General features: G+C 59.9%; 28 protein-coding genes and 2 tRNA genes. 7 read left to right on the forward strand and 23 right to left on the reverse strand.

Translation table 11 applies throughout. The features are described 5' to 3' along the window. Positions 1–6: 6 nt before the first annotated feature. On the forward strand, positions 7–978 hold the full coding sequence (gene araH, locus AC3WJP_RS26290) for an L-arabinose ABC transporter permease AraH (RefSeq protein ID WP_493724127.1): 972 nt from the start codon (positions 7–9) through the stop codon (positions 976–978). Between the two features lie 2 nt (positions 979–980). On the opposite strand, the gene AC3WJP_RS26295 is transcribed toward araH, so the two are convergent. The 20 genes from AC3WJP_RS26295 to AC3WJP_RS26390 form a co-directional block, all read right to left on the reverse strand. Next, the gene (locus tag AC3WJP_RS26295) at positions 981–1,628 is read right to left on the reverse strand and encodes a phosphotransferase (RefSeq protein WP_493724128.1); all 648 of its coding nucleotides are present in this window, start codon (positions 1,626–1,628) and stop codon (positions 981–983) included. Positions 1,629–1,814: 186 nt separating this feature from the next. Next, positions 1,815–2,627, reverse strand: a complete 813-nt coding sequence (locus AC3WJP_RS26300; RefSeq protein WP_493724129.1) for a lipopolysaccharide kinase InaA family protein — start codon at positions 2,625–2,627, stop codon at positions 1,815–1,817. Between the two features lie 173 nt (positions 2,628–2,800). Further along, positions 2,801–2,876, reverse strand: a tRNA-Lys gene (locus tag AC3WJP_RS26305). 60 nt (positions 2,877–2,936) lie between these two features. Further along, on the reverse strand, positions 2,937–3,623 hold the full coding sequence (queC, locus tag AC3WJP_RS26310) for a 7-cyano-7-deazaguanine synthase QueC (RefSeq protein WP_493724130.1): 687 nt from the start codon (positions 3,621–3,623) through the stop codon (positions 2,937–2,939). A gap of 1 nt (position 3,624) precedes the next feature. Continuing rightward, complete coding sequence (gene queE / locus AC3WJP_RS26315; RefSeq protein WP_493724131.1) at positions 3,625–4,272, reverse strand: 7-carboxy-7-deazaguanine synthase QueE; 648 nt, start codon at positions 4,270–4,272, stop codon at positions 3,625–3,627. 174 nt (positions 4,273–4,446) lie between these two features. Then, a complete protein-coding gene (gene ybgF / locus AC3WJP_RS26320; RefSeq protein ID WP_493724132.1) occupies positions 4,447–5,274 on the reverse strand; it encodes a tol-pal system protein YbgF in 828 nt (275 codons plus the stop codon). A gap of 6 nt (positions 5,275–5,280) precedes the next feature. Further along, on the reverse strand, positions 5,281–5,781 hold the full coding sequence (gene pal / locus AC3WJP_RS26325; RefSeq protein WP_226505013.1) for a peptidoglycan-associated lipoprotein Pal: 501 nt from the start codon (positions 5,779–5,781) through the stop codon (positions 5,281–5,283). Positions 5,782–5,840: 59 nt separating this feature from the next. Next, entirely contained in the window at positions 5,841–7,091 is a 1,251-nt protein-coding gene (gene tolB / locus AC3WJP_RS26330) for a Tol-Pal system beta propeller repeat protein TolB (protein WP_493724133.1), read from the reverse strand. Between the two features lie 47 nt (positions 7,092–7,138). After that, entirely contained in the window at positions 7,139–8,215 is a 1,077-nt protein-coding gene (gene tolA / locus AC3WJP_RS26335) for a cell envelope integrity protein TolA (protein ID WP_493724134.1), read from the reverse strand. Next, the gene (gene tolR / locus AC3WJP_RS26340) at positions 8,215–8,670 is read right to left on the reverse strand and encodes a protein TolR (protein WP_226505010.1); all 456 of its coding nucleotides are present in this window, start codon (positions 8,668–8,670) and stop codon (positions 8,215–8,217) included. The genes tolA and tolR overlap by 1 nt, the downstream gene beginning before the upstream one ends. Positions 8,671–8,684: 14 nt before the next feature. Continuing rightward, positions 8,685–9,380 carry a protein TolQ gene (tolQ, locus tag AC3WJP_RS26345; RefSeq protein ID WP_226505009.1) on the reverse strand — a complete coding sequence of 232 codons (696 nt, stop codon included), beginning with the start codon at positions 9,378–9,380 and terminating at the stop codon, positions 8,685–8,687. Positions 9,381–9,382: 2 nt separating this feature from the next. Next, on the reverse strand, positions 9,383–9,838 hold the full coding sequence (gene ybgC / locus AC3WJP_RS26350) for a tol-pal system-associated acyl-CoA thioesterase (protein ID WP_493724135.1): 456 nt from the start codon (positions 9,836–9,838) through the stop codon (positions 9,383–9,385). A 138-nt stretch (positions 9,839–9,976) separates the two neighbouring features. Continuing rightward, positions 9,977–11,038: a Holliday junction branch migration DNA helicase RuvB gene (gene ruvB / locus AC3WJP_RS26355; protein WP_493724136.1), complete on the reverse strand. Its 1,062-nt coding sequence runs from the start codon at positions 11,036–11,038 to the stop codon at positions 9,977–9,979. After that, positions 11,039–11,650, reverse strand: coding sequence for a Holliday junction branch migration protein RuvA (ruvA, locus tag AC3WJP_RS26360; RefSeq protein ID WP_493724137.1), 612 nt, complete (start codon positions 11,648–11,650; stop codon positions 11,039–11,041). A 119-nt stretch (positions 11,651–11,769) separates the two neighbouring features. Then, the gene (ruvC, locus tag AC3WJP_RS26365; protein WP_493724138.1) at positions 11,770–12,294 is read right to left on the reverse strand and encodes a crossover junction endodeoxyribonuclease RuvC; all 525 of its coding nucleotides are present in this window, start codon (positions 12,292–12,294) and stop codon (positions 11,770–11,772) included. 137 nt (positions 12,295–12,431) lie between these two features. Further along, positions 12,432–13,178 (reverse strand): YebC/PmpR family DNA-binding transcriptional regulator, encoded by a 747-nt coding sequence (locus AC3WJP_RS26370; RefSeq protein ID WP_493724139.1) that lies wholly within the window; start codon positions 13,176–13,178, stop codon positions 12,432–12,434. Between the two features lie 151 nt (positions 13,179–13,329). Beyond that, positions 13,330–15,105, reverse strand: coding sequence for an aspartate--tRNA ligase (gene aspS / locus AC3WJP_RS26375; protein ID WP_493724140.1), 1,776 nt, complete (start codon positions 15,103–15,105; stop codon positions 13,330–13,332). A 145-nt stretch (positions 15,106–15,250) separates the two neighbouring features. After that, entirely contained in the window at positions 15,251–15,472 is a 222-nt protein-coding gene (locus AC3WJP_RS26380) for an FmdB family zinc ribbon protein (protein ID WP_226505003.1), read from the reverse strand. Positions 15,473–15,589: 117 nt separating this feature from the next. Beyond that, on the reverse strand, positions 15,590–15,946 hold the full coding sequence (locus AC3WJP_RS26385; protein ID WP_493724141.1) for a ribbon-helix-helix domain-containing protein: 357 nt from the start codon (positions 15,944–15,946) through the stop codon (positions 15,590–15,592). 254 nt (positions 15,947–16,200) lie between these two features. Next, entirely contained in the window at positions 16,201–16,671 is a 471-nt protein-coding gene (locus AC3WJP_RS26390; RefSeq protein WP_493724142.1) for a Dps family protein, read from the reverse strand. Positions 16,672–17,068: 397 nt separating this feature from the next. On the opposite strand from AC3WJP_RS26390, the gene AC3WJP_RS26395 reads away from it, so the two are divergent. Continuing rightward, a complete protein-coding gene (locus tag AC3WJP_RS26395; RefSeq protein WP_493724152.1) occupies positions 17,069–17,671 on the forward strand; it encodes a cold-shock protein in 603 nt (200 codons plus the stop codon). 75 nt (positions 17,672–17,746) lie between these two features. On the opposite strand, the gene AC3WJP_RS26400 is transcribed toward AC3WJP_RS26395, so the two are convergent. Beyond that, on the reverse strand, positions 17,747–17,953 hold the full coding sequence (locus AC3WJP_RS26400) for a SlyX family protein (protein WP_493724143.1): 207 nt from the start codon (positions 17,951–17,953) through the stop codon (positions 17,747–17,749). Beyond that, complete coding sequence (locus tag AC3WJP_RS26405; RefSeq protein ID WP_493724144.1) at positions 17,950–18,381, reverse strand: HIT domain-containing protein; 432 nt, start codon at positions 18,379–18,381, stop codon at positions 17,950–17,952. Before AC3WJP_RS26405 ends, AC3WJP_RS26400 begins: the two co-directional genes overlap by 4 nt. Before the next feature lie 907 nt (positions 18,382–19,288). On the opposite strand from AC3WJP_RS26405, the gene AC3WJP_RS26410 reads away from it, so the two are divergent. From AC3WJP_RS26410 to AC3WJP_RS26425, 4 genes are all read left to right on the forward strand, one after another. Continuing rightward, positions 19,289–20,608 carry an OprD family porin gene (locus tag AC3WJP_RS26410; protein ID WP_493724145.1) on the forward strand — a complete coding sequence of 440 codons (1,320 nt, stop codon included), beginning with the start codon at positions 19,289–19,291 and terminating at the stop codon, positions 20,606–20,608. A gap of 219 nt (positions 20,609–20,827) precedes the next feature. Next, complete coding sequence (locus tag AC3WJP_RS26415; RefSeq protein WP_493724146.1) at positions 20,828–22,162, forward strand: OprD family porin; 1,335 nt, start codon at positions 20,828–20,830, stop codon at positions 22,160–22,162. 145 nt (positions 22,163–22,307) lie between these two features. Further along, positions 22,308–24,023, forward strand: coding sequence for a proline--tRNA ligase (locus tag AC3WJP_RS26420; RefSeq protein WP_493724147.1), 1,716 nt, complete (start codon positions 22,308–22,310; stop codon positions 24,021–24,023). Positions 24,024–24,036: 13 nt separating this feature from the next. Continuing rightward, positions 24,037–25,008, forward strand: a complete 972-nt coding sequence (locus AC3WJP_RS26425; protein WP_493724148.1) for a hypothetical protein — start codon at positions 24,037–24,039, stop codon at positions 25,006–25,008. A gap of 16 nt (positions 25,009–25,024) precedes the next feature. On the opposite strand, the gene dinB is transcribed toward AC3WJP_RS26425, so the two are convergent. Next, positions 25,025–26,086 (reverse strand): DNA polymerase IV, encoded by a 1,062-nt coding sequence (gene dinB / locus AC3WJP_RS26430; RefSeq protein ID WP_493724149.1) that lies wholly within the window; start codon positions 26,084–26,086, stop codon positions 25,025–25,027. Positions 26,087–26,363: 277 nt separating this feature from the next. On the opposite strand from dinB, the gene AC3WJP_RS26435 reads away from it, so the two are divergent. Beyond that, positions 26,364–26,440, forward strand: a tRNA-Met gene (locus AC3WJP_RS26435). Positions 26,441–26,635: the final 195 nt, after the last annotated feature.

A 26,635-nucleotide genomic window follows, 5' to 3' on the forward strand; every position in this document is an offset into this window, starting at 1 on the left:
GTGTCTATGACTACGCAACACACTGCGCTGCCCAAACCCCACAAGAGCGTCAACCTGCGGCGCTTTCTCGATGACTGGGTGATGCTGATCGCGGCCATCGGCATCTTCGTGCTCTGCACGCTGCTGATCGACAACTTCCTCTCGCCGCTGAACATGCGCGGGCTGGGGCTGGCCATTTCCACCACCGGCATCGCCGCCTGCACCATGCTCTATTGCCTGGCGTCGGGGCATTTCGACCTTTCCGTCGGCTCGGTGATCGCTTGCGCCGGGGTGGTGGCGGCGGTGGTCATGCGCAGTACCAACAGCGTCTTGCTTGGGGTGAGTGCGGCGCTGCTGATGGGCCTGGTGGTCGGGCTGATCAATGGCATCGTGATCGCCAAGCTGCGGGTCAACGCGCTGATCACCACCCTGGCGACCATGCAGATCGTTCGCGGCCTGGCGTATATCTTCGCCGATGGCAAGGCGGTGGGCATCTCGGCGGAAAAATTCTTCGTGTTCGGCAACGGCCAGCTGTTCGGCGTGCCGGTACCGATCATCATCACCGTGCTGTGCTTCATGTTCTTCGGCTGGTTGCTGAATTGCACCACCTACGGTCGCAATACCATGGCCATCGGTGGCAATCAGGAAGCGGCGCTGCTGGCGGGGGTCAACGTCGATCGCACCAAGATCATCATCTTCGCCGTGCACGGGCTGATCGGCGCGCTGGCCGGGGTGATCCTGGCGTCGCGGATGACCTCAGGCCAACCGATGATCGGCCAGGGCTTCGAGCTGACGGTGATTTCCGCATGCGTGCTGGGGGGCGTGTCGCTGAGTGGCGGTATCGGCATGATCCGCCACGTGATCGCGGGGGTGTTGATTCTGGCGATCATCGAGAACGCCATGAACCTCAAGAACATCGACACTTTTTACCAGTACGTGATCCGCGGCTCGATCCTGCTGCTGGCAGTGGTCATCGACCGCTTGAAGCAAGGGCGCTAGCCTCAGGCTGGAATGGCGATGGCCGAGGCCAGTTTCACTGCGGTGCTTGCCTGCTGATCCTGCAGGTAGGCATCCAGAAACCCGCTGGTGTCGCCATCCAGCAGCAGCGCGCGATCCTGTTCCAGGCGCAGGACGTGCTTGAAGTTGCGCACCCGCAAGTTGCGCCGCAACGGCCGCTTGTAGGCGCGCAGATCGGCGCAGTCGATCAGGCCCAGTTGATTGTCGGGCGTCAGGATGATGTTGCCCAGGTGGGCCGAGCGGAAATAGATGCCCTTGTCGTGCAGCGTCGCCAGAAAGTGCCCCAGTTGCTTACGCAGCGCCTCGGGGTTTGCGGACTTTTTCAACGCCTCGCGCAGGGTGATGCCCGGCAGCGGGTCGTAATGCGCCGCATGGCTGGCGAGCGGCTTGATCCGGTAGACCGACAACACCCGGGGGCAAGGGATGTCGCGCTTGGCGAGCAATGTACAGTTGTCGGCAAAGCGTACCGCGTAGGGATACAGCGCAGCGGAAGTCAGCAGACGTTTACGGCGGAACAGCTTCAACATTGTGCCATCGGTGAGGCGCAGCACTTTGTCACCCGAACGGTCAGCTTCCAGAACCTCGGCACCTTCGCGCAGCATCATGTAGCGGGGCAGATCGAGGGTTTCCATCCGGGTGTCCATCGTAGGCGCCTAGTGTGGCTTAACGGTGCACATTTTATTACAAATTCGTATTTTCAGAAAGGTTGTGAAAACTTTGTCACGGGCGTCATAGAAATTCATTGATAGCCAGCATTCACTGGCTATTGAGCCGAGCACGAGGAGACGAACACTGGACTCCCCGACCAGCGGTAGCGATTATTGCGCAGCCAGCTTGCCGCCCTTGACCTTTTGGCCGGTCACTTCCTTGCGCATCGAGTGCCGATCGAGCTTGCCAGCCAGCCAGCGCAGGTAAGGCCGCAGTGGCGAGCCTTGCAGGTACTCACGAAGGAAGAACATGCGATCACTGCGGCTCAGAGCCCCGCTGTGGCGATTGAGGGTACCCAAGTCGCGCATACTCGGGATGAAGGGTACGAACACCCGGCGCGATTTTTCCAGGTCGATCAGTGCAACCTCATAATCGCCGTCCTGCTCCTTGACCATCAGATGCTTGGGGTACAGGCAACGGTGCTGGATACCGGCTTCGTGCATCTTGCGCACCGTACGAGCTACCGCGCTCAGCAGACGCCGACGCTGCCGCACGGGCATCGCCAGGGCCTCGCCTTCGTACATGATGTCCTCCATCGAGCGATAACCTTCCAGCGACTCGGTCATGAGCATCGCCTGCAGGTTGCCGTCACGAAAGCACTGGGCGAAGCACACCGGATTGAGCGTTGGCACGTTGTGCTTGCGCAAATGGCGGATGTTTCGGAACTCGCGAACGAAGGTGCCTTCGCCCCGGATCGGGTGCAACAGCGTGCGGTGGCCGTGGTTTTCCTGGCGCTTGAGATAAACGTTGGTCGACGTGCCTTCCGGCGTCGCGAAATTCATGCGGCACACGCCGCTCCAGCCACCCCGGCGGTAATTGGGCGGCTCGACCCAGTCGCCGCTCAAATCCCAGATTTTTTCATAGTCGTTCAAACCATTGAATTGCAGGAACGCCTGCCATTGCGGTGGAATAATAAACTTCACGCGAGGCTCCGATTCACAATTTGTCAAAATTTTCCCACGCAATTGTAAACCAAAGGTGATTTTTCAGAAGAATTCTTAAGAGCCTAATAACCGGGCATGGCTGAACGGCAAATCGCAGGCAAAAAAAAGCCGGAAAACACTGTGTGCTTTCCGGCTTTTCTCTTGATTCGAAATGGTGGGTCGTGTGGGATTCGAACCTACGACCAATTGGTTAAAAGCCAACTGCTCTACCAACTGAGCTAACGACCCGTTTCGTGGGGCGCATAATACTTCTTTTTACAGCTAATTCAACCCCTTACCGAAAATAAATCAAAAATAAGGCGTTGGATCGCTTACACCGGCGTTGGCAAAACCCTCGGCGCGCAGGCGGCAGCTGTCACATTTGCCGCAGGCCTGACCCTGATCGTTCGCCTGGTAGCAGGACACGGTCAGGCTGTAATCGACGCCAAGGGCAATGCCCGCCTTGACGATGTCGGCCTTGCTCATGTTCTGCAATGGCGCCTGGATAGTGAAGCCCTGCCCTTCGACACCGGCCTTGGTCGCCAGGTTGGCCAGGCGCTCGAAGGCCTCCACGAATTCGGGACGGCAGTCTGGATAGCCGGAATAATCCACGGCATTGACGCCGATGAAGATATCCCGCGCGCCGAGCACTTCGGCCCAGCCCAGTGCCAGCGACAGAAACACGGTATTGCGCGCTGGCACATAGGTGACCGGGATACCTTCGCCAGGGACTTCAGGCACATCGATGCTGCTGTCGGTGAGGGCCGAGCCGCCCATGCCGTCCAGATCCAGGCCGATGACCTTGTGTGCGACCACACCCCGCTCCCTGGCGACCCGAGCCGCAGCATGGAGTTCGGCGCGATGGCGCTGGCCGTAGTCGAAGCTCATGGTGTAGCACTGGTAACCTTGGGCCTGGGCCATGGCAACCACAGTGGCGGAGTCCAGGCCACCGGACAGCAGAATCACGGCTTTTTTCACGGTAGGTGTAGTGGTCATATCAGCGCCCCGGCTCGTCATTCCAAAGATATTTGTGCAATTGCATCTGCAGCCTGACCGGCAGGTTGTCGGCCACGATCCAGTCGGCCAGATCGGTGGCGCGCAGCTCGTGGTGGCTGGGCGACAACAGCACCTCGCCCGCCCGCTCCGCCAGACCGTACTGGATCATCTTGGAAACCGACCAGTCGTAGTCTTCCCGCGAGCAGAGAACGAACTTGACCTGATCGTTGCGGGTCAGTAAACCGATATTTTCATACAGATTGCGATGGGACTCCTTGGAGCCCGGCGTCTTGAGGTCCAGGACGCGGCTGACCCGTGGATCGACCTTGGAGATATCCAGCGCCCCGCTCGTTTCGAGCGATACCTCGTAGCCCGCATCGCACAATTGCTTGAGCAACGGGATAGCATTGGGCTGCGCCAGCGGCTCGCCACCGGTCACGCACACATAGCGCGGGCGATAGCTGGCAACCTGCTCGAGGATGGATTCGAGACTGCGCACCGTACCGCCACTGAAGGCGTAGGCGCTGTCGCAATACTGGCAGCGCAATGGGCAGCCGGTCAGGCGTACGAAAACGGTGGGCAGGCCAGCCGTTCGTGTTTCACCCTGCAACGAGTAAAAGACTTCGGTAATTCGTAGTGTGTCTTGCATATCCGCCACGGGCGTGACAGCTGAACAGGCTGTCCGCCTCCGTCAGGCACCTTGAAGAACCCGCGAGCGCGTGATCCCAAAAGGCGTGTTTCAGTAAAAGGGCGCAAATTCTAACGAAAAAACCCGCGACGAGCGCGGGTTTATTCAATCGGCCGGGCCGCAGCCCGACAGCGCTTACATATGTTGCAGATCGCGCTGAGCCAGTTGTGCTGCAGAAGTGCCCGGGTATTGGGTCACCACCTGCTGCAGAATCGGTTTGACCCGGTCGGTATGGCCAAGCCGACGCTCTACGTCAGCAAGCTTGTACAGCGAATCCGGCACCTTGGCATGCTTGGGGTACAACTGGCTGACCTTGGCGAAGGCCTGACCGGCACCTTGCAGGTCGCCCTTGGCCAGGTTGACTTCACCCAACCAGTACTGAGCATTGCCCGCATACTGGCTGTTAGGGTACTTGCGCAAGAACGCGGAGAAAGCCTGGCTGGCCTTGTCGAAGTCCTTGGCCTTGATCAGGTCGAAGGCAGCATCGTAATAGAGCTTTTCCTTCGCCGGATCGCCGGGTTCGCTGCTGCCCGCGCCTTGATCGGCGGGAGCGGCCGGGGTGCCAGCGGCGTTGATATCGCCACCAGCAGGAGAATTCTGTGCGGGAGCCTGCTGCTGTGGAGCATTGCTGGCACCGGCTTGTATACGACTGTCGAGATCCTGATAGCGCTGCAGTGCTTCTTGTTTCATCTGCTGGATATCGTTCTGCTGGACTTCGACCTGACCGCGCAAGCGGTTGATGTCTTCCTGCATTTGCTGCAGCTGCATGAACAGCTCACCCTGCGCCGAGACAGGAGCGCTAGCTCCTCCCCCGGCCGAGGCGCCGCTCGTACCATAACCCGTCGGCGGATAATTGCTGCCCCCGCTGGAGGCGCCATTACCATCGACTACAGGAACTGCTGCACCTGCCATAAGCGGCAGGGACAGCGCCAGGATCGTTACAGCACGGCGGCACGTTCGCATATCGAATTACTTACGCAGTTCGACGCGACGGTTTTGAGCCCAGGACTGCTCGTCGTTGCCGGTAGCGACTGGACGCTCTTCGCCGTACGAAACGACTTCCAGCTGAGCTGGCGAGACGCCTTGCAGTACCAGGTAACGCTGAACAGCTTTGGCGCGACGCTCGCCCAGAGCCAGGTTGTACTCGCGAGTACCACGTTCGTCGGTGTTACCTTCCAGAACGACTTTGGCGCCGCTGGCTTTCAGGTCTTTAGCGTGAACGTCCAGAGCGCGCAGGGCTTCTGGTTTCAGATCCGAGCTGTCGTATTCGAAGTAGAAAGTGGTGATCGCGCGCAGAGCAGCTTCTTCGCTCAGGCTACCGTCAACGGCACCAGTGTTTGCGCCGTAACCAGCGTTAGGATCAACAGCGGCGCTTTGGCCAGCGTTGTCACCACCTTTGGACGAGCAACCTACAGCTACAGCCATGGCCAGGGCCAGCGCAGCGAACTTACCAAACTTCAGCATTTCCATCGTGAAACTCCTAATGAACCCCAGTGTGTTAAGTACAGCTTATTTGTTACATCGCCGCGTCAGTTCAGGTAAGGGGACCAGGACGGTTCTCTGACTTCGCCTTGAGCGGTAGGAAGCGGGAGCCTTACGCGTCCGTTAAGGGACACGAGCATCAAGACTCCCCGGCCCTGCTGGCGGGTGGCGTAGATTACCATGGTGCCGTTGGGCGCAACAGTAGGCGACTCATCAAGACTTGAATCTGTGAGCACTTTTACGCTCCCACGGGCCATATCTTGTGCTGCCACCTTGAAATTGGTGAAGCCATCCTGACGGTGGATCATGACTAGAGTCTTTTCATCCGCCGAAAGTTTAGGGTTGGCATTGTAGTTACCGATAAAAGTCACTCGTTCGGCGTTGCCACCACCGACCGACTGTTTATAAATCTGCGGTTTGCCGCCACGGTCGGAGGTGAAGTAGATGGTGTTGCCATCCTTGCCCCAGAACGGTTCGGTATCGATGCCTGGGCTGTTGGTGACGCGAGTCAGCGCACGGCTGTTGAGATCCATCACGTAGATCTCCGGGTTACCGTCCTTGGACAGTACCAGCGCCAGGCGGTTGCCATCAGGCGAAAACGCCGGAGCACCGTTGAGGCCATCGAAGTTGGTCAGCTGTTCACGGCGACCGGTATCGATATGCTGGATGAAGATACGCGGGCGACGCTGCTCGAACGACACGTAGGCAATACGCTTGCTGTCCGGTGCATAACGCGGCGACAGGATCGGCTCGCGCGATTGCAGCAGGGTCACCGCACGGGCGCCATCGTAGTCGGAGCGCTGCAGGGTGTAGCGGGTATTGTTCTCGGAGAAACGCTCGGCCGTTACATAAAGGATGCGAGTGGAGAATGCGCCCTTGATGCCGGTGAGTTTTTCAAACGACTGGTCGGCGATGTAGTGCGACATGTCGCGCAGCTGATCGGTGCTGCCCGACACGCTGCCAGTCAGCACAGGCTGCTCGGTGGCGACGTTGAACAAGGCGTAGGACACCTGCAGGCGGCCCCCGGCCGGCACGATGCTGCCGACCATTACGTATTGAGCGCTCAGCGCCTTCCAGTCACGGAACACGACTTCGCTGGCCTGGGTCGGCTGGCTGATCATGTTCTGCTTTGGAATCGGCGAGTAGTAACCGGAGTTGCGCAGATCATTGCCGATGATATCGGCCATGTCCTCGGGCAGCACGGAGCCACCCTGCCAACCGAAGGGCACTACCGCGATCGGCGTTGCACGGTCACTGCCGCTGGTGACCAGGATGTTCTTTTCATCGGCTGACGCCATACCGGCCGCACAACAGAGAACGACAAGCAGTCCTCGAAGAAGGTTAATCACAAGGCTAGATCCTCAGGTGTGAATGTCATCTTGAATGAACGATAAGCATTGAAATCGGCAGGCGACATGCCCTGCATTTCAGTTAAGCGACCGATGTTTTTCACCGCCGCCACTGTTGAAGCGTCAAACGGACCGTCGCCGCTGGAATTCAGCACGCTGACGCTGGTAATCGTACCGTCCGGCAGCATTTTAATCTGCAGAACGACGCGCATACCCTTGCGGGCCGATGGCGGCCGCGCCCAACCCTCTGCCGCTCGCGAGCGGATCAGATCGTCGAAATCGCCGGCAGTCTGGTCGCCTTTCTCGTCGGCCAGAGCCTGCTGACGCTGCGGAGTATCGGAAAGCAGGTCGGCCAGTGCTTGCGCCTTCTTGTCTTCCGCGGCCTTGCGTGCTGCGTCCTGGGCCTTTTTCTTCTGAGCGTCGGCAGTGGCTTTCGCCTTGGCAGCATCGGCTGCCTTTTTCTTCGCGTCTTCAGCAGCAGCCTTGGCGTCTTCCGCGGCTTTCTTCTTGGCGGCGTCGGCGGCGGCTTTCTTGGCTTCGTCGGCGGCCTCTTTCTTGGCCTCCTCCTCGGCTTGTTTCTTGGCTTCGTCTTCGGCCTTTTTCTTGGCGATGTCGGCTTGCTCGGCTTTCTTGGCCTCCGCAGCCTTGGCATCGGCGGCTTTCTTGGCGTCGTCGGCTTTTTTCGCTTCATCGGCCTTGGCGGCGGCGTCAGCCTTTTTGGCGTCGTCGGCGGCCTTGGCGGCTTCGGCCTTTTGAGCGGCGTCGGCTTTCTTTTGTTCCGCTGCCCTTATTTCTTCCTGCTCGACCTTTTTCTGCTCCATCTGCTCGACTTCCGTCTGGCGCGCGGCCGACTTCTTGGCCTCCCCGGCAATCTTCTGATTGGTCTGGGTGACCGCCTGGCTTTTGGACTTGAGCTGATAAAGGGTCGCCTGCACGATCGGTTTCGACGGTGGCAGGTCAGGGGTCATGGCGAAACTGACGAAGAGCATCCCGAAAATCAGGATGTGCAGGCCTATGGCCCAGACACTGGGCCAGAAATAGTTTTCCGAGGCAGTGGGCTCTCGCTGCTCCATTACGGCGCCTCGGTAATCAAGCCAACGTTACCGACACCGGCCTTTTGCAACCCGCCCATGGCGCCCATGACGGAGCCATAGTCGACGGACTTGTCACCACGGATGAACACCTGGGTGCGCTTACCGTTCTGATTGCCTTGCGCGATGATCGCAGTGACCGCCTGGGTCATCTGCGGCAAGGTCATGGCCTTGTCCTGCACTTTGTCGGTGTCGACTTCGCTGCCAAGGTTCCAGTAGTAGGTCTTGTCAGCCTTGATGGAAATGGTCAGGACCTGAGTGTTGTTGTCCTGCGGCAAGGCTTCGCTGGAAACCTTGGGCAGGTCGACTTTCACGCCCTGATTGAGCATCGGTGCGGTAACCATGAAGATGACCAGCAGTACCAACATCACGTCGATGTAAGGCACCACGTTCATCTCGGCGACCGGCTTGCGTTTGGGACGGCGACCTCGAATCATTGGGATTTACCTGCTCACTCTTCGCTGGTGTGCACTTTACGGTGCAGGATGGCCTGAAACTCTTCGGCGAAGGTGTAGTAGCGATTGATGAGGGTTTCGCTGCGCGCGGCGAAGCGGTTGTAGGCGATCACCGCCGGGATGGCCGCGAACAGACCGATAGCGGTGGCCACCAGGGCTTCGGAAATACCCGGAGCAACGGTCGCCAGCGTGGCTTGCTGCACGGCAGCCAGACCACGGAAGGAGTTCATGATCCCCCACACGGTACCGAACAGGCCGATATACGGGCTGACCGAACCGACGGTGGCGAGGAACGGCAAGCTGGTTTCGAGCTTTTCTTCTTCACGCGAGATTGCCACGCGCATGGCCCGGCCAACGCCTTCCATGACCGCGTCAGGATCGACACCGGCTTGCTGGCGCAGACGCGAGAACTCTTTGAAGCCGGCACGGAAGACCTGCTCGACGCCCGAGTCCGGGTCCGGATTACTGCCCGCCTGACGGTACAGCTTGGACAGGTCGATACCCGACCAGAAACGTTCCTCGAACAGATCCAGGGCACGCTTGCCCGCGCGCAGCATGTTGCTGCGCTGAAAGATCATGATCCACGAGGTGACCGAAGCCCCCACGAGAATCAACATGACCAACTGCACCACGATGCTGGCATTGCTGACCAAACTCCACATGGAGGTATGGTCGACGGCGGTAGCTTCCACGCTTAATCTCCTGCTGTAATGTGATTACCTGGGCCGCCTGCGTCGGCCAAGGCCGCCCGCAAGGCTTCTGGAATGGCCCGGGGTCTGAAATTGTCGGCGCGCACGCAGGCCACCGTTACCTGCCCCTCACAGAGCAGTGTCGCATCCGTTGCCCGCCTGACCTGCTGATGAAATCGCAGGCTGACACGGTTCAATTCGATTACTTCGGCGCTGACGGTCAGCTCGTCGTCCAGGCGCGCTGGCGAGTGATAGCGCGCCTCGCAGGAATGCACGACGAACAACAGGTTGTCGCCGGCCATCGAGTGCTGGGAAAAGCCCAGCTCCCGCAGCCGTTCGGTGCGAGCCCGCTCCATGAACTTGAGGTAATTGACGTAGTAAACGATGCCGCCCGCATCCGTGTCCTCGTAATAAACGCGACAGCGGTGTGCGAACGACGGAACCCCGTTTTGCGCGCGCATACTCTAGTGCTTACTCCTCAGGTTGCCAATCCGGCCAGGCAACTGTTTTTCATAGAATTAGCGATTGATGCAGGGACATCTCAAGCGCCTGCCCTTCGGACCACCGAAAAGCCGAATAAATCTGTCGGCTTCAAGGTTTCATGCCTCATCGAGCGGATCGCCGGGCAGGCTCGCATTCAATTCGCCCAGCCGTCCGGGAATGTTCAGGCCGAAGTGCAGATAGGCATGCCGGGTCACCACACGGCCCCGCGGCGTGCGCATGATGTAGCCCTGCTGGATCAGGTAGGGCTCAAGCACATCTTCGATGGTATGACGCTCCTCGCTGATCGCCGCCGCCAGGCTGTCGACGCCCACCGGACCGCCGTCGAACTTCTCGATCATGGTCAGCAGCAGGCGCCGATCCTGGTGATCGAAGCCACGCTCGTCGACGTCCAGCAGATTGAGCGCCAGATCGGCGATCGGCTTGGTGATATGACCTTTGCCACGCACCTCGGCGAAATCGCGCACGCGCCGCAACAGGCGATTGGCGATCCGTGGCGTGCCGCGAGCACGGCGAGCGATTTCGAACGCGCCTTCATCCTCGATGGGCAAGCCCAGAATCTTGGCCGAGCGGATGACGATGGTCGCCAGATCGGCCGTGCTGTAGAACTCCAGACGCTGGACGATACCGAAGCGATCGCGCAGCGGATTGGTGAGCATGCCCGCGCGGGTGGTGGCGCCGACCAGGGTGAAGGGCGGCAGGTCAAGCTTGATGGAGCGCGCCGCGGGGCCTTCGCCGATCATGATGTCGAGCTGGAAGTCCTCCATGGCCGGGTACAGTACTTCTTCGACGATCGGCGACAGGCGATGGATTTCATCGATGAACAACACATCATGGGGCTCTAGATTGGTCAACATCGCCGCCAGGTCGCCAGGCCGCTCCAGCACCGGCCCCGATGTGCTCTTGATCGATACGCCCATTTCCTGCGCGATGATGTTGGCCAGGGTGGTCTTGCCCAGTCCGGGCGGGCCGAATATCAAGGTATGGTCGAGGGATTCGTTGCGCCCGCGGGCCGCCTGGATGAACAGCTCCATCTGTTCGCGTACGGTCGGCTGACCGATATAGTCGGCCAGGCTCAGCGGACGGATCGCACGGTCCTGCTGCTCTTCGCGATCGCGGCCACTGGGGGCGGCGGCGATCAGTCGGTCGGCTTCAATCACTTAGATCATTCCCTTCAGCGCACGCCTGATCAGATCTTCACTGCTCAGGCCCTTCTCTTTGATGGCCGACACGGCCTTGCTCGCTTCCTGCGGCTTGTAACCCAGGGAAATCAGCGCGCTGACGGCGTCGGTTTCGGCGGTGGCCACTGGCACGCTGCTGCCTTGCGGGCCATCGGACACCAGCTGGAACATGCTCGGCACGGTTTCCCACGCCTTGAAACGATCCTTGAGCTCGACCAGCAGGCGCTCGGCGGTCTTTTTGCCGACGCCAGGGATCTTCACCAGCGCCGAGGTATCCTGCGCCTGGACGCAGCGTACCAGTTCGTCGACATCCAGACCGGACATCAACGCCAGTGCCAGCTTGGGCCCGACGCCATTGAGGCGAATCAGCTCGCGGAACAGTTCGCGTTCGCGCCGCTCGAAAAAACCGTAGAGTAACTGAGCATCCTCGCGCACCACCAGATGGGTGTGCAGGGTCACCGGCTGGCCGACGGGCGGCAACCGATAAAGGGTGGTCATGGGCACTTCGAGCTCATAGCCGAGGCCATTGACGTCGATAATCAGGTGCGGCGGCTGTTTTTCGGCAAGGGTGCCGCGCAAGCGTCCAATCACGTTTTTTCAATCCTGGGTGTTTCTGACAAGGGCGCAGACCGGGCCTGCACCCACAGCGGTGGTCATCATTGCAGGACTGTAGCGGCCTGCAATTGAATTTTTGTTAATCGATGATGCTATCAGAGCCGCAAGCGTCCGCCGCGGCTGCGCGCACCGCTCAAGCCATGAGGGATCAGGCTGGAACGGGTATGGGCATGGCACAGGGCGATGGCCAGGGCATCGGAGGCGTCTATCTGCGGTTTCTGGGTGAGCTTGAGCAAATGCATGACCATCAACTGCACCGCCTCTTTGTTGGCGCCGCCGCTGCCGGTGATCGCCTGCTTGACCTGAGTGGCCGAATACTCGGCGATCTCCAGCCCCTCTTCGCCTGCCGCGACAATCGCTGCGCCACGGGCCTGGCCGAGCTTGAGTGCGGAATCGGCGTTGCGCGCCATGAACACCTTTTCGATCCCCATGGTCACCGGGCCGTGCAGCTGGATCACCTCGCGCACGCTGCGATAGACAATCTGCAGGCGCTCGTGCAGTTCGCCACTGCCGGTTCGGATACAGCCCGAAGCGACGTATTCGCAGCCGCGGCCGATGTCACGCACGACCCCATAGCCGGTGATGCGCGAACCGGGGTCGATGCCAAGTATTAATGTCATAAAGCTCGCAGCATGGTGGAACGGTCGGTGGGACCCTTGAAAAGCCAAAAGCCGACGGGGCGCGGCGCGCTGGCGGCGCCGAACCTCGACGGCTCGCATGATACTCGCTGAGGGCGGCTAATACTCGCCCAAAGCTCTCAGCCCAGCTGTTCCATGACCGCTTCGCTGATATCGGCGTTGGAATAGACGTTCTGCACGTCATCCAGATCTTCAAGCATGTCGATCAGCTTGATGATCTTTTCCGCGCCCTCGACATCCAGCTCGGCGCTGGTGGTCGGCAGCATGACGATTTCCGCGTCGGCCGCTTTGAAACCCGCAGCTTCCAGCGCGTGACCCACGGCATAGAAGCTGGCGAACGAGGTAAATACGTCGACGGAGCCATCGGGATTGCTGACCACGTCATCGGCATCGGCCTCCATGGCCGCTTCCATCAGCGCATCTTCGTCGACCCCGGCGGCGAAGGACAACTGCCCCTTGCGGTCGAACAGGTAGGCCACCGACCCGTCGGTGCCCAGATTGCCGCCGCACTTGCTGAAGGCATGGCGCACGGCCGCTGCCGTGCGATTGCGGTTGTCGGTCATGCATTCGACCATCACTGCCACACCGCCGGGGCCGTAGCCTTCGTAGCTGAGCTCTTCGACGTCGTCACTGCCCGCTGCGCCGGTGCCCCGGGCGACGGCGCGGTCGATGATGTCGCGGCTCATGTTGGCGCCCAGCGCCTTGTCCAGCGCCAGACGCAAGCGCGGGTTGGAGCCCGGATCGCCACCGCCGGCGCGAGCGGCGACGGTCAGCTCACGGATCCACTTGGTGAAGATCTTGCCTCTCTTGGCATCCTGACGCTCTTTGCGGTGCTTGATGTTCGCCCACTTGGAATGACCTGCCATAACGCAAACTCCGAATTCTGCTCGTGACATACAACAGTAGATGTAGCGAGGGGGCTTGCCCCCGATGGCGGCATATCAGGCGCCTTGGCGTGGCTGATGCACTGCTATCGGGGGCAAGCCCCCTCGCTACAGGGTAAGGCTGACGACGTCTTTACTCAGCCTTGGTCTGCTCGCGCAGACGGATGTGCAGCTCGCGCAGTTGCTTGGCGTCCACCAGGCCCGGGGCCTGAGTCATGACGTCGGCAGCGCTCTGGGTTTTCGGGAAGGCGATGACTTCACGAATCGACTGCGCACCGGTCATCAGCATCACCAGACGGTCAAGGCCGAAGGCCAGACCACCGTGGGGCGGCGCACCGTACTTGAGGGCGTCGAGCAGGAAGCCGAACTTCTCTTCCTGTTCTTCCGGCGAAATGCCCAACAGACGGAACACTGCCTGTTGCATTTCCTTGCGGTGAATACGGATCGAACCGCCACCCAGCTCGGTGCCGTTGAGCACCATGTCGTAGGCACGGGACAGCGCGCCTGCCGGGTTGGCTTCAAGCTCGGCCGGGCTGCACTTGGGCGCGGTGAACGGGTGGTGCAATGCGCTGAAGCTGCCGTCGTCGTTCTCTTCGAACATCGGGAAGTCGACGACCCACATCGGTGCCCACTCGCAGGTCAGCAGGCGGAGATCGTGACCCAGCTTGATACGCAGCGCGCCCAGGGCTTCGCTGACGATCTTGGCCTTATCGGCGCCGAAGAAGACGATGTCGCCATCGACCGCACCGACGCGATCGAGGATCACGTTGAGGTTGGCTTCAGGGATGTTCTTGACGATCGGCGACTGCAGGCCTTCGACGCCCTTGGCGCGTTCGTTGACCTTGATGTACGCCAGACCGCGGGCACCGTAGATGCCGACGAACTTGGTGTAGTCGTCGATCTGCTTGCGCGGCATGCTCGCCCCGCCCGGAACGCGCAAGGCGGCCACACGGCATTTCGGGTCGTTGGCCGGGCCGCTGAAGACTTTGAATTCGACATCGGTGAGCTGGTCGTTGACGTCGACCAGTTCCAGCGGGTTGCGCAGGTCAGGCTTGTCCGAACCGTAGCGACGCATGGCCTCAGCGAAGGTCATGTGCGGGAATTCGCCGAATTCCAGGCCCAGCACTTCCTTGAACAGGTTGCGGACCATGGACTCGGTGATGCCGATGATGTCCTTTTCGTCGAGGAAGCTGGTCTCGATGTCGATCTGGGTGAATTCCGGCTGGCGGTCGGCACGCAGGTCTTCGTCGCGGAAGCACTTGGCGATCTGGTAGTAACGGTCGAAGCCGGCGACCATCAGCAGTTGCTTGAACAGCTGAGGCGACTGCGGCAGGGCGAAGAAGCTGCCGGGGTGGGTGCGGCTCGGGACCAGATAGTCGCGAGCGCCTTCCGGCGTGGCGCGGGTCAGGATCGGCGTCTCGACGTCGAGGAAGCCATTTTCATCGAGGAAGCGGCGGATGCTGGTGGTCATGCGCGAACGCAGACGCAGCTTTTCGGCCATTTCGGGACGACGCAGGTCCAGGAAGCGATAGCGCAGGCGGGTTTCTTCACCCACGTCGGAGTATTCGTTGAGCGGGAACGGCGGGGTTTCCGACTCGTTCAGCACTTCGAGGGAGTAACCCAGCACTTCGATGGCGCCCGAGGCCATGTTCGGGTTGACCGCGCCTTCGGGACGCAGACGCACCTTGCCGGTCAGCTTGACCACATATTCACTGCGCACACGGTCGGCAACGGCGAAAGTGTCGGCACGATCGGGGTCGAAGACCACCTGGGCCAGACCTTCACGATCACGGATATCGAGGAAAATCACCCCGCCATGGTCGCGACGACGGTGGACCCAGCCGCATAGGGTAATTTCCTGACCTTCCAGGCTCTCGTTCAGTTGGCCGCAATAATGGCTGCGCATCATGATGGTGGTTTCACTTCCAGTAATTCGAATTTCAGTCAGCACTCGGCAGAGCGCTGACAGATGTAGACGCAATAGTGCAAGACCCGGCGGGCCCAGGCAACCCGTGCAGCCCGACGGCTACAGATGCTGCGGGCCCGCGAGCGGGCTATTCAGCCTTGTCGCCGCCGGCCAGGTTCTTTTTCGCGCCGGTCTTGAAGTCGGTTTCGTACCAGCCGGAACCGCTGAGGCGAAAGCCCGGCATGGACAGCATCTTCTTGAGTTCGGGCGCGGCGCAGGCCGGGCAATCGGTCAGCGGCGCGGCGCTGATTTTCTGAATGACTTCCATCTGGTGACCACAGGAAGCGCATTGATAGTCATACATGGGCATGGGGATGTCTCGGCAAGCAAAAAGCCACGGCAATGGGGCGCCGCGCGGCAAAGCGCGGGATTATATCCGGATAATGATCGCGGGTGCAGCCATGCACCGCAACCGCCATCGATATGATCACGCCTGGGCGATCGCTGCCTCCATGGAACCTTCCCGAAAGCCGTTCTGCAGATGCACCACGCAGACCACGCGCACCAGACCGCTGAAGTTCTTCACCCCGCCGTAGCGCAGATGCACTTCGCGGTCGATGTACGACAGCAAGGCGTTGATGGAGCAGGCGTTGGCCCGTGCAATGGTGGCCAGAATGTTCCAATACACCGATTCCAGCCGCAGGCAGGTGGCGAAACCATTGAGCCGCACGGATTTGGACTGCGGTTGCGCCAGGGTCATGTTGAAACTGTCGACGAAAGGATCGACTGCGGGCCGCCCGCGAGCGATACCGCGTTTTCTCGCTGAAACTGATTCCTTGTCCATAAAAAGCGCTTCCTTGAGCTTTTTCCCGACAGGCGCCACGGATGCATTGCGCCTGCTCCCGGGTTTCATGAAGCCCGATCAGGCACAGCGCTTGCTATCGGTGAAGGCGTCAATGGATGTAGGAAGTGTCTCTATGGATGTAAGAATTTGCCGTGTTTGAAAGGTAGCGAGGGGGCTTGCCCCCGAACATCGTGCCAACAATACATGCAATGCCGACACACCGTAATCGCAAGCAAGCCCCCCCCTCGCTGCAATCAGCCCTCGAGCAGCGAGCGCAGCATCCAGCCGGCCTTCTCATGCACCTGCATGCGCTGGGTCAGGAGGTCGGCGGTCGGCTCATCGCTGACCTTGTCGAGCAGCGGAAACAGGCTGCGTGCAGTACGCGTTACCGCTTCCTGGCCTTCGACCAGCTTGCGGATCATTTCCTCGGCGCTCGGCACGCCCTCGTCTTCCTTGATCGACGACAGACGCGCGTAAGTCGAATAGGTCCCCGGTGCCGGGAAACCCAGGGCACGGATGCGCTCGGCGATGGAGTCGACCGCCAGTGCCAGCTCGTTGTACTGCTCCTCGAACATCAAGTGCAGGGTGCGAAACATCGGCCCGGTCACGTTCCAGTGGAAATTGTGGGTCTTGAGGTAAAGCACGTACGTGTCGGACAGCAGGCGCGACAGACCGTCCACGATGGATTTGCGGTCTTGTTCGCTGATACCGATATCAATGGCCATGAAGATCCCCTTTCAATGAATGGCATTCACCTGATCTGGTGTGCGCGCCACTCTAGCAATAGCTGTGCTGAGGCGCACCCCCGAGGCCGTTTTGCGCACCATTGTGGCCTGTAAGCCGCTCATCGCAGGAGGGTCTGGATGTGATCTGCACATATCTTGAAACGACCTATCCGACAAATAGCCGGATTGTCGTAACCGCTTGATTTGAGAAGACCTCGCCTTTGCTGTTAAATAGGTCGGTGCACCCGAGCTGCTTCCGGCTCTCGCTTTCCGGGCTCTTGTTTTCAGAGCTCGGGTGCCCTGGCTGATCGCTCCCCTTGCAGTCGCTTCTTCTATTCATGGGCGTTGGGTGCGACATCAGCTCTTCCTCGTGATCCGCCTGAGTGAGTCAATCGACATGTTGAAAATCGTTCACCTACTGACCGGGGCCGCCGCTTTGCTGCTGTCCTTCATTCCCAGCCTGCGCGCCGAAGCGCTTCCCTACCTTTCCCAACCTGATGCTATCTACCTGGCCTTTTTCGGCCTGCTCAATCTTTTGATCGCCCCCGTCGTGCCGCAATGGCACAGAGGCACCCGCCAGCAACTGCAAATCGTTGCCAGCGCGCTGCTGATCCTCGCCGTGGTCCTGCAGACCATTACCCTGCTCGCACCGCTGCCGATGCTGGCAGGCCAGCCTGCCATCCTGCTGAGCCTGCTGTGCGCCGTGGCAGCCGTTGTCCTGCATCTGGGCGCAAGCTTCTACCGCGCCCGCACGCCTGCTCCAGCAGTCAGCTATGACATGACCAACCGCGATACCGGCACGGTGAAGTGGTTCAACACCTCAAAGGGCTTCGGGTTCATCTCCCGGGACTCCGGTGATGATATCTTCGTGCACTTTCGCGCTATCCGCGGTGAAGGCCATCGCGTACTGGTCGAAGGCCAGCGCGTCGAGTTCTCGGTGATGAACCGCGACAAGGGCCTGCAAGCCGAAGACGTGATTGCGGCCTCGCCGCGTCGCTGATCCGCCGCTGTAAAAAAACCGCGAAGCCTGTGCAGGGTTCGCGGTTTTTTTTGCCTTCAAGATCGCGACCGCATATCAATAGTGCGGCGGCGGCGCGTCCTGCTCGCCGATCTCGAACTGCCCGACCGTTTCTTCCTGACGCTTGATCAGCGCGGCTATCTGCGCTTGCAGCCGTTCGATATCACGCTGCTGCTTGATCAACTCATCGCTGAGTGACTGGATGGTGTCATCCTGAAACGCCAGGCGGCTCTCCAGATCGTTTACCCGCTCTTCGAGGCTCACGAGGCATCACCTGCCAGCGTCAAGCCGGCCAGCTGCAATGCACGAAGTCGGGACTTGATCTGCACAACCTCGGCATCACTCCACGGCACGGCAGGCACCTTGCCCCAGACCGGACTCGGCCAGGCGACATCAGTCTTGAAGCGCACGATCACATGCATATGCAATTGCGCCACGACATTGCCCAACGCACCGATATTGATCTTGTCGGCGGCATAACTCTCATGCAGTGCCGCAGCCAGCGTCGAGGTTTCGTGCCACAGCTGTTGCTGCTGTTCGGCGCTCAGTTGGAACACTTCAGTGATGCCGGCCTGACGCGGCACGAGAATGAACCAAGGGTAATTGGCATCGTTGCTGAGCAGCAAACGACTCAGCGGAAAATCACCCAGTAACAGGGTGTCTTGTTGCAGACGGGCATCGAGAGAAAACACTGCAGGATCTCCAGGGCAGCAGGGGTTGCCTGGCCCGATGATCGAAATCGAGCCGCTGCGCGCAGGATACGCTCGATTGGCTCGCGGATCACCGTTCTTGCAAGCGCCCCGTTTTGGCCACCGGCGCACCAACATTCATCCGCCTATCGTCCTCTCGAGCAACGATGCCCCGTTATCGCTCGCGGTTACCATTTTTCGCACCGTTACCGATCACGCCTCATGGTCCACTCGCCATCCGGCGTAGCGCACGTCGGCCAATCCCTTCAAACCAAAACTTTGATTTGCCACCGGACGCTCTAACTCAAGCATCAAATGGAATAACTCAGGGAGTTGCCAAACGCGAGACCTCGACTAGGATCAAGCAGCCCAGTGCTACCTTTCGCACCATTAATGAACAGGTAGGGCGATGGCAGTGCGCCAGCTTGACGTTACAAGACTCGTTTCAATAGCCATGCGGTAACAAAATCGTAAGCTTGCTAAAGATAATTTAAACAAAATTGGAGGTTCGTGGAAAAATCGAAACCCAATGACAGCCCGGTTTTACGGGGGTTCCGAGCGCCAAATGAAAAAAAGTGAAAATTTTGTTGGCAGCTGGCACGTTTGTGCACGCTTGTTGCTAAGACTATTTAGACGAGAACATCGAAGGGTTTAAACACCCGTTGAAGGTTCCAGGCAAACAGGAAGGTTAAAGACGCTTTTTATTTTAGCGGCCGACACAAAAAGCGTCTTTTGCGACATTCAGGATTGTAATTGCGACATTGAGATAAAAAGTCCAATACAACCCGCTGCATAAAGATTATTGAATTGGGCCGGAATGGCGAGTCGCCATCCGACACGAAAAAAAGAGCTAGTCGTTACCTATATAAAGACGACAGCTCACCGACTAAAACCAAAGGAGCAATCACCGATGAAAGTGATGAAGTGGAGCGCAATCGCTCTGGCAGTTACCGCCGCCAGCACCCAACTGGTCTACGCCGCACCGTTCGTATCCGACCAGGCTGAAGCGAAGGGCTTTATCGAAGACAGCACCGCGACTGTGCTGCTGCGCAGCTTTTATTGGAATGCTGACGGCAAGAACGGCAACCGCGACAACAAGGACTGGACCACCGCCGCTCTGGGTAACTTCAGCTCTGGCTACACCACTGGCACCATTGGTGTCGGCTTCGACGCCTTCGCTTACGGCGCCTACAACATCAACACCAAAGGCGGCGGCACCGGCAACATGCCTTACAACGCCGACGGCGAGCATGACAACAGCGGCAAGGCCGGCGGCGCAGTCAAGTTCCGTATCTCCAAAACCGAGCTGAAAATCGGCGATATGCAACCTAGCACCAGCCCTGTCTTTGCAGTCGGTGGCTCGCGCATCCTGCCGCAAACCGCTAGCGGCGTAAGCTTGCAGAGCAGCGAGATCAAAGGTCTTGACGTCGAACTGGGTCACTACACCTCGTCGACCTCCGCTGCTTCGACCAACCGCGACGGTGGCATCTATGCTACTTACGCAGGCGTGGAAACAGACGCAGTCAACTTCGGCGGTGGTCGTTACAGCATCAATGACCAACTGACCATCGGCGCCTATATGTCGCAGTTCCACGACATCTGGAACCAGTACTACGGCAACGTGAACTACGTATTGCCAATCACCGGCGACCAGTCGGTGACCTTCGACTTCAACTACTACAACACTCAGGACACCGGTAAATCCCTGGCGGGCGATATCAACAACAATACGTTCTCCCTCGCGGCAGCGTATTCGTTCCTGACCGCGCACACCGTGACCCTGGGCTTCCAGAAGGTCAACGGTAACACCGCGTTCGACTACGTCGGTGTAGGTGACAACCGCGCAGGTGGCGGTGGCGACTCGATCTTCCTCGCCAACTCCATCCAAGTCTCTGACTTCAACAGCCCGGGCGAGCGTTCGTTCAAGCTGCAATATGACTTGTCGATGGCTAGCTACGGCGTGCCTGGCCTGTCGTTCATGGCTCGCTACGTCTATGGCGACCAGATCAATGCCAGTAACAATCCGTACTACCAAGCTGTCGGTTTCAGCCAGGACGGTGGTACCCACAACGAAACCAACGTAGAAGCCAAATACGTGATCCAGGAAGGTCCGGTCAAAAACCTGTCGTTCCGCACCCGTCTGGCCTGGCACAACTCCAGCGGTGGTCAAGCTGACGGCGACACCAACAACTTCCGTCTGATCGTCGACTACCCGATCACCATCCTGTAAAGAATGCGTTGAATCGGTAGCAACACCCAGAAGCCCGGCCACTGCGCCGGGCTTCTTCATTTTCTGAAGCGCTGATCGGCCCGCCCCTTGCATATCCTGCCCCGCAGCATCTCTTGAATCATGTCGCAATGCCGAGTCGCTATGCGGCAGAGGAACATCTTGGCCGCTACCTCCACAAAGGACGGCAGATTCACGACTCACTCAAAGGAGCAATCATCGATGAAAGCAATGAAGTGGAGCGCAATCGCGTTCGCCGTAACGGCAGCAACCAGCCAACTGGCCTCGGCCGCTGCTTTTGTAAGCGACCAGGCAGACGCCAAGGGCTTCGTTGAAGACAGCACCCTGAACCTGCTGCTACGCAACTACTACTTCAACCGCAACACTCTTGGCGGCGGCAATGACCCGCGTGACTGGACGCAGAGCTTCCAGGGCGTATTCAGTTCGGGCTTCACCCAGGGCACCGTTGGCTTCGGCGTCGACGCATTCGGCTACGCCACCTACAAACTCGACGGCGGCGATGGCCACACCGGTTCCGGCAACCTGCCTGCCGGCGATAGCCAATACGGCAAAGCCGGCGTAGACGCCAAAATGCGCTTTTCCAAGACTCAGCTGACCATCGGCGACATGCAGCCCACCACCAGCCCGGTATTCGCCGTGGGCGGCAGCCGCATCGTTCCGCAAACCGCAAGCGGTATTCAGATCCAGAGCAGCGAGATCAAAGGCCTGGACCTGGAAGGCGGTCACTTCACCTCCTCCACCAGCGGCACCAGCACTGCCCGCGGCGGCAACCTGGGTTCGGCCTATACCAGCATCTCGGCTGACTCGATCGACTATGTCGGCGGCCATTACGCCGCCACTGACGCGCTGACTTTCGGCCTCTATGCGTCGAAACTCGAAGACATCTGGAAGCAGTACTACGCCAACGCCAACTACGTGCTGTCGCTGCCTTCCGAACAGTCGATAACGTTCGATTTCAACTACTACAAGACCAAGGATGAGGGTTCGGCCAAGCTGGGCGACATCGACAACAACACCTTCTCCCTGGGCGCGGCCTACACCTTCCTGACTGCACACACCGTGTCCCTGGGCTTCCAGAAGGTCAACGGTGACACGCCGTTCGACTACATCGGTGTCGGTGGTCGCAAGGACAATGGCAGCGGAATGGCCTTCGGCGACTCGATTTTCCTCGCCAACTCCGTCCAATACTCTGACTTCAACGGTCCGGGCGAACGTTCATGGAAGGCCCAATATGGCCTGGACATGAACAGCTACGGCGTGCCGGGCCTGAGCTTCATGAGCCGTTACGTCTATGGTGACCATATCAACGCCGTGGCGTCCGACAGCGTCTATACCGGTTATGGGTTCTCCAGCACCTCCGACGACGCCAGCCACCACGAGTGGGACCTGGAAGCCAAGTACGTCGTGCAAAGCGGCCCGGTCAAGAACATGTCGTTTCGCATGCGTCAGGCATGGCACCGCTCGAGCGGCGGCCAGGCCGATGGCAGCGTCGACGAGTTCCGCCTGATGGTCGATTACCCGATCTCGATCCTGTAACCCAGGCTTCGAAGATCGCAACCACTGCAGACAGCCCGGCCCGCGCCGAGCTGTTTGCATACGCACGCCCTGCCCTGTACGTCTCCAGACCAGCACCGTACAATGCCCGCCTTATATAAAATTCAGCAACAGACAACGGCCTACCATGCGCACCAGTCAATATTTGCTCGCCACCCTCAAAGAAAACCCTTCCGACGCAGTGGTCATCAGCCACCAGTTGATGCTGCGTGCCGGGATGATTCGCAAACTCGCGTCGGGCCTCTACACCTGGCTGCCGATGGGGCTGCGCGTCATGCGCAAGGTCGAGCGCATCGTGCGCGAGGAAATGGACGCCGCTGGCGTTCTCGAAGTGCTGATGCCCGGCATCCAGCCCGCCGAGCTGTGGCAGGAATCCGGCCGCTGGGAGCAATACGGCCCCGAGTTGCTGCGCCTCAAGGATCGCCACGGTCGCGAGTTCTGCGCCGGCCCGACCCACGAAGAGGTGATCACCGACATCGCCCGCAACGAGTTGAGCAGCTATAAACAGTTGCCGATCAATCTGTACCAGATCCAGACCAAATTCCGCGACGAGATTCGCCCACGCTTCGGTGTGATGCGCGCTCGCGAGTTCATCATGAAGGACGCCTACTCCTTCCACGCCGACCAGGCGTCGCTGCAGGTCACCTATGACCGCATGCACCAGGCCTACTGCAACGTCTTCACCCGCCTGGGCCTGAAATTCCGCCCGGTGGAAGCCGACAACGGCTCGATCGGTGGCGCCGGCTCCCACGAATTCCACGTGCTGGCCGAGTCCGGTGAAGACGACATCGTCTTCAGCGACGGCTCCGACTACGCCGCCAACATCGAAAAGGCCGAGGCCGTGCCACGGGAAACCGTGCGCCCTGCCCCGAGCGAAGAACTCCGCCTGGTCGACACGCCCGATGCCAAGACCATCGCTGCGCTGGTCGAAGGCTATGGCCTGGCCATCGAGAAAACCGTCAAGACCCTGATCGTGCGCGCCGCCGAAGAAGGCAAGCTGATCGCTCTGGTGATCCGTGGCGACCACGAGCTCAACGAAATCAAGGCCGCCAACCATCCGCTGGTGGCTAGCCCGCTGGTCATGGCTAGCGATGCCGACCTGCGTGCCGCCATCGGTGCTGGCGCAGGCTCGCTGGGCCCGCTGAACCTGCCGCTGCCGTGCATCGTCGATCGCTCGGTGCAGTTCATGAGCGACTTCGGCGTCGGCGCCAATATCGACGACAAGCACTACTTCGGCGTCAACTGGGAGCGCGATCTGCCGCTGCCGGAAGTGGCCGACCTGCGCAACGTCGTCGATGGCGATCCGAGCCCGGACGGCAAAGGCACCCTGAGCATCAAGCGCGGTATCGAAGTCGGGCACATCTTCCAGCTCGGCAGCAAGTACAGCGAAGCGCTCAAGTGCCAGGTGCTGGGTGAAAACGGCAAGCCAGTGACCCTGGCCATGGGTTGCTACGGTATCGGTGTGTCCCGCGTGGTGGCCGCCGCCATCGAGCAGAACAACGACGCTGGCGGCATCATCTGGAGCGACGCCCTGGCACCGTTCCAGATCGCCCTGGTACCGCTGCGCTATGAAACCGAACAAGTGCGCGAGGCCACCGACAAGCTGTACGCCGAGCTGACCGCCGCAGGTTTCGACGTGCTGCTGGATGACCGCGACAAGAAGACCAGCCCCGGCATCAAGTTCGCCGACATGGAGCTGATCGGCATCCCGCATCGCATCGTGGTCAGCGACCGCGGTCTGGCCGAAGGCAATCTGGAGTACAAGGGCCGTACCGACAGCGAGCCGCAAGCGCTGGCCGTCACCGACGTGCTCGCGTTCATCCAGGCTCGCGTGCGCCGCTGACGGCAGACCGACCATGGACAGACCAAAGCCCCTGGCGGCCAGCCCTGCGCTGCCGCTAGCGCTTAAAAGCGCCGCCTTGTGCGGTGCTTTGTTCCTCACTGCCTGCGCCAACCACATGTCGCCGCGCAATGAACACGAGGAACGCGTAGAGCGCAAACTGCTGGAACACAGCGTGCAGATCGACGTCGGCGAGCCGACGGTTCTCGACGAGCCGCAGCGCCGCGTGCGCGTCAACGAACACAAGACGTTCGAAGTCACCGAGTTCGAAGTCACCCGCAATTATGACCGTTACACCCCCTATCAACCCTGGCGCAAGATCTACGAGATCCCCTTGGGCGCTGTCGCTATCGTCGGTGGCGTGGGGGCCAACGTGGTCAACATATTCGCCTTGGGACGCCTGCCCGACAGCGTCACCCACGACCGGATCACCGATGGCCTGGCGGGCCTCAACCCGGCCATGAACATGCCGTCCAGCGGGCGCGCCGAGCAGAATCTGGCCAGCGTCAAGGAGGTGCAGAAGGACAAGCGTCAGGAGGTCATCAATCTGCCCTGGAGCAATCGCCCGGTGGACGTGACCGCCGGCAGCCATCTGTACTCGCTCAATACCGACCGCGACGGCTTCGTGCGGGTCAATCTGCTCGACAGCCCGTTTGCCGACAACAGCCTGCGCAATGTCGCGCGCCTGCAGTTCAGCGCCAAGGATGACGACGACCACACCCATGGCGAGGCGTCGCTGGACCTGAGCAGCGCGTTGCGTAGCAAGCTGGTGGAAGCCCGGGCACTGATTTTCGATGACCTGGAAGACGACGAAGTCGGCCAATGGGTGCACCGCGTCAAGCGCCTTTCGGAGCTGGGCTTCGAGGCCGAGGCGGCCGATCTGGAGCAAAGCCTGATCGAGCTGACCCGCAACGATCCGGAGCTGCAGCATGATTTCCTGCGGGCATTGGCCCGTGCCGGCCGCCACGTCACCGTACCGAATCACTGATCAGGCAAAGCGGCGTTCAGGAACTGAACAGCTCGAGCTGCTCATGGGCGCCGCGCAGATCCTGCAGGCGCACGCCGATGCCCAGCAGGCGCACCGGCTTGGCGCCGCGCGCGAACGCCTGGGTCAGCAATTGCTGGTAGCTGTCCAGGTCACGCCCAGCGCCAGCCTGCTCGAGGGTGGTCTGGGTGAAGTCGTGGAACTTGACCTTGACGAAGGGCTTGCCGGGCCGATAGCTGCTGTCGATCCGCGCCATCCGCCCTTCCAGCGTCGCCATCAGCTCCGGCAGCTTGTCCAGGCAACTGGCCAGGTCCGGCAAGTCCTTGTCGTAGGTGTTTTCGACACTCACTGACTGACGCCGACTGTCGTTCTGCACCGGGCGATCATCGATGCCCCACGCCAGGCTATGAAGACGCTCGCCAAAACTGCCAAACTCGCGCACCAGCTTGAGCTTGCTCCACTGGCGCAGATCCAGGCAGCGTTCGATGCCCTGGCGCTGGAGCTTGTCGGCGGTGACCTTGCCGACACCGTGCAACTTGCTCACCGGCAGGTCGGCGACAAAGTCTTCGACTTCTCCGGGCGTCACCACAAACAAACCGTTGGGCTTGCGCCAGTCACTGGCGATCTTGGCGAGGAACTTGTTCGGCGCCACCCCGGCCGATACGGTGATATGCAGGCGCTGAGAGACCTTGCGGCGGATATCCTGGGCGATGCGCGTGGCGCTGCCGGCAAAATGCGCGCAGTCGGACACATCCAGATAGGCTTCATCCAGCGACAAGGGTTCGATGAGGTCGGTGTACTCGCGGAAGATCGTGTGGATTTCTCGCGAGGCTTCTTTATAGGCGTCCATGCGCGGCTTGACGATCAGCAGGTCCGGACACAGCTTGAGCGCGTGCCGCGACGACATCGCCGAGCGCACTCCGTAGGCGCGCGCCTCGTAGTTGCAGGTGGCGATCACTCCCCGACGCTCGGCCGAGCCGCCGACCGCCAATGGCCGGCCGGCCAGTTGCGGGTCATCGCGCATCTCGATCGCGGCATAAAAACAATCGCAATCGACGTGGATGATTTTGCGTTGGGTCATGATCGAATGGAGCTCTGCACTGGCAAACCGTGTGAACTGGTATTTTGTACAGTATCGCATCGCCTGCCAGACGCCGCATCTGTTGTAGGAAAATTCACTAGCCGCTTGGCCTACCTATTTATTTCTTCAATCAAAATTAGCCCACCGATAGCCCTCAAAGCCCCGTCCCTGCTGACTTTGAGCACCTCACTGGGTCGCTAAGCGATTGAACGAAAAGAATTTTCTGAAAATCATCGTTTGACAAGGCAGCGCGTCCCTGTAGAATCAGCACCACAGACGCGGGATGGAGCAGTCTGGTAGCTCGTCGGGCTCATAACCCGAAGGTCGTCGGTTCAAATCCGGCTCCCGCAACCAAACATCAGAAAAGGCCACTTGAAAAAGTGGCCTTTTTTGTTTCTATCGATTTTCAGCTATTTTCAGCTTTTATCGCTTCTATCCTTGACATGCAGTCAGTTATCTATAGAATGCGCCTCCACAGACGCGGGATGGAGCAGTCTGGTAGCTCGTCGGGCTCATAACCCGAAGGTCGTCGGTTCAAATCCGGCTCCC

The sequence above is a fragment of the Pseudomonas sp. GW821-FHT01A09 genome (assembly GCF_058986725.1).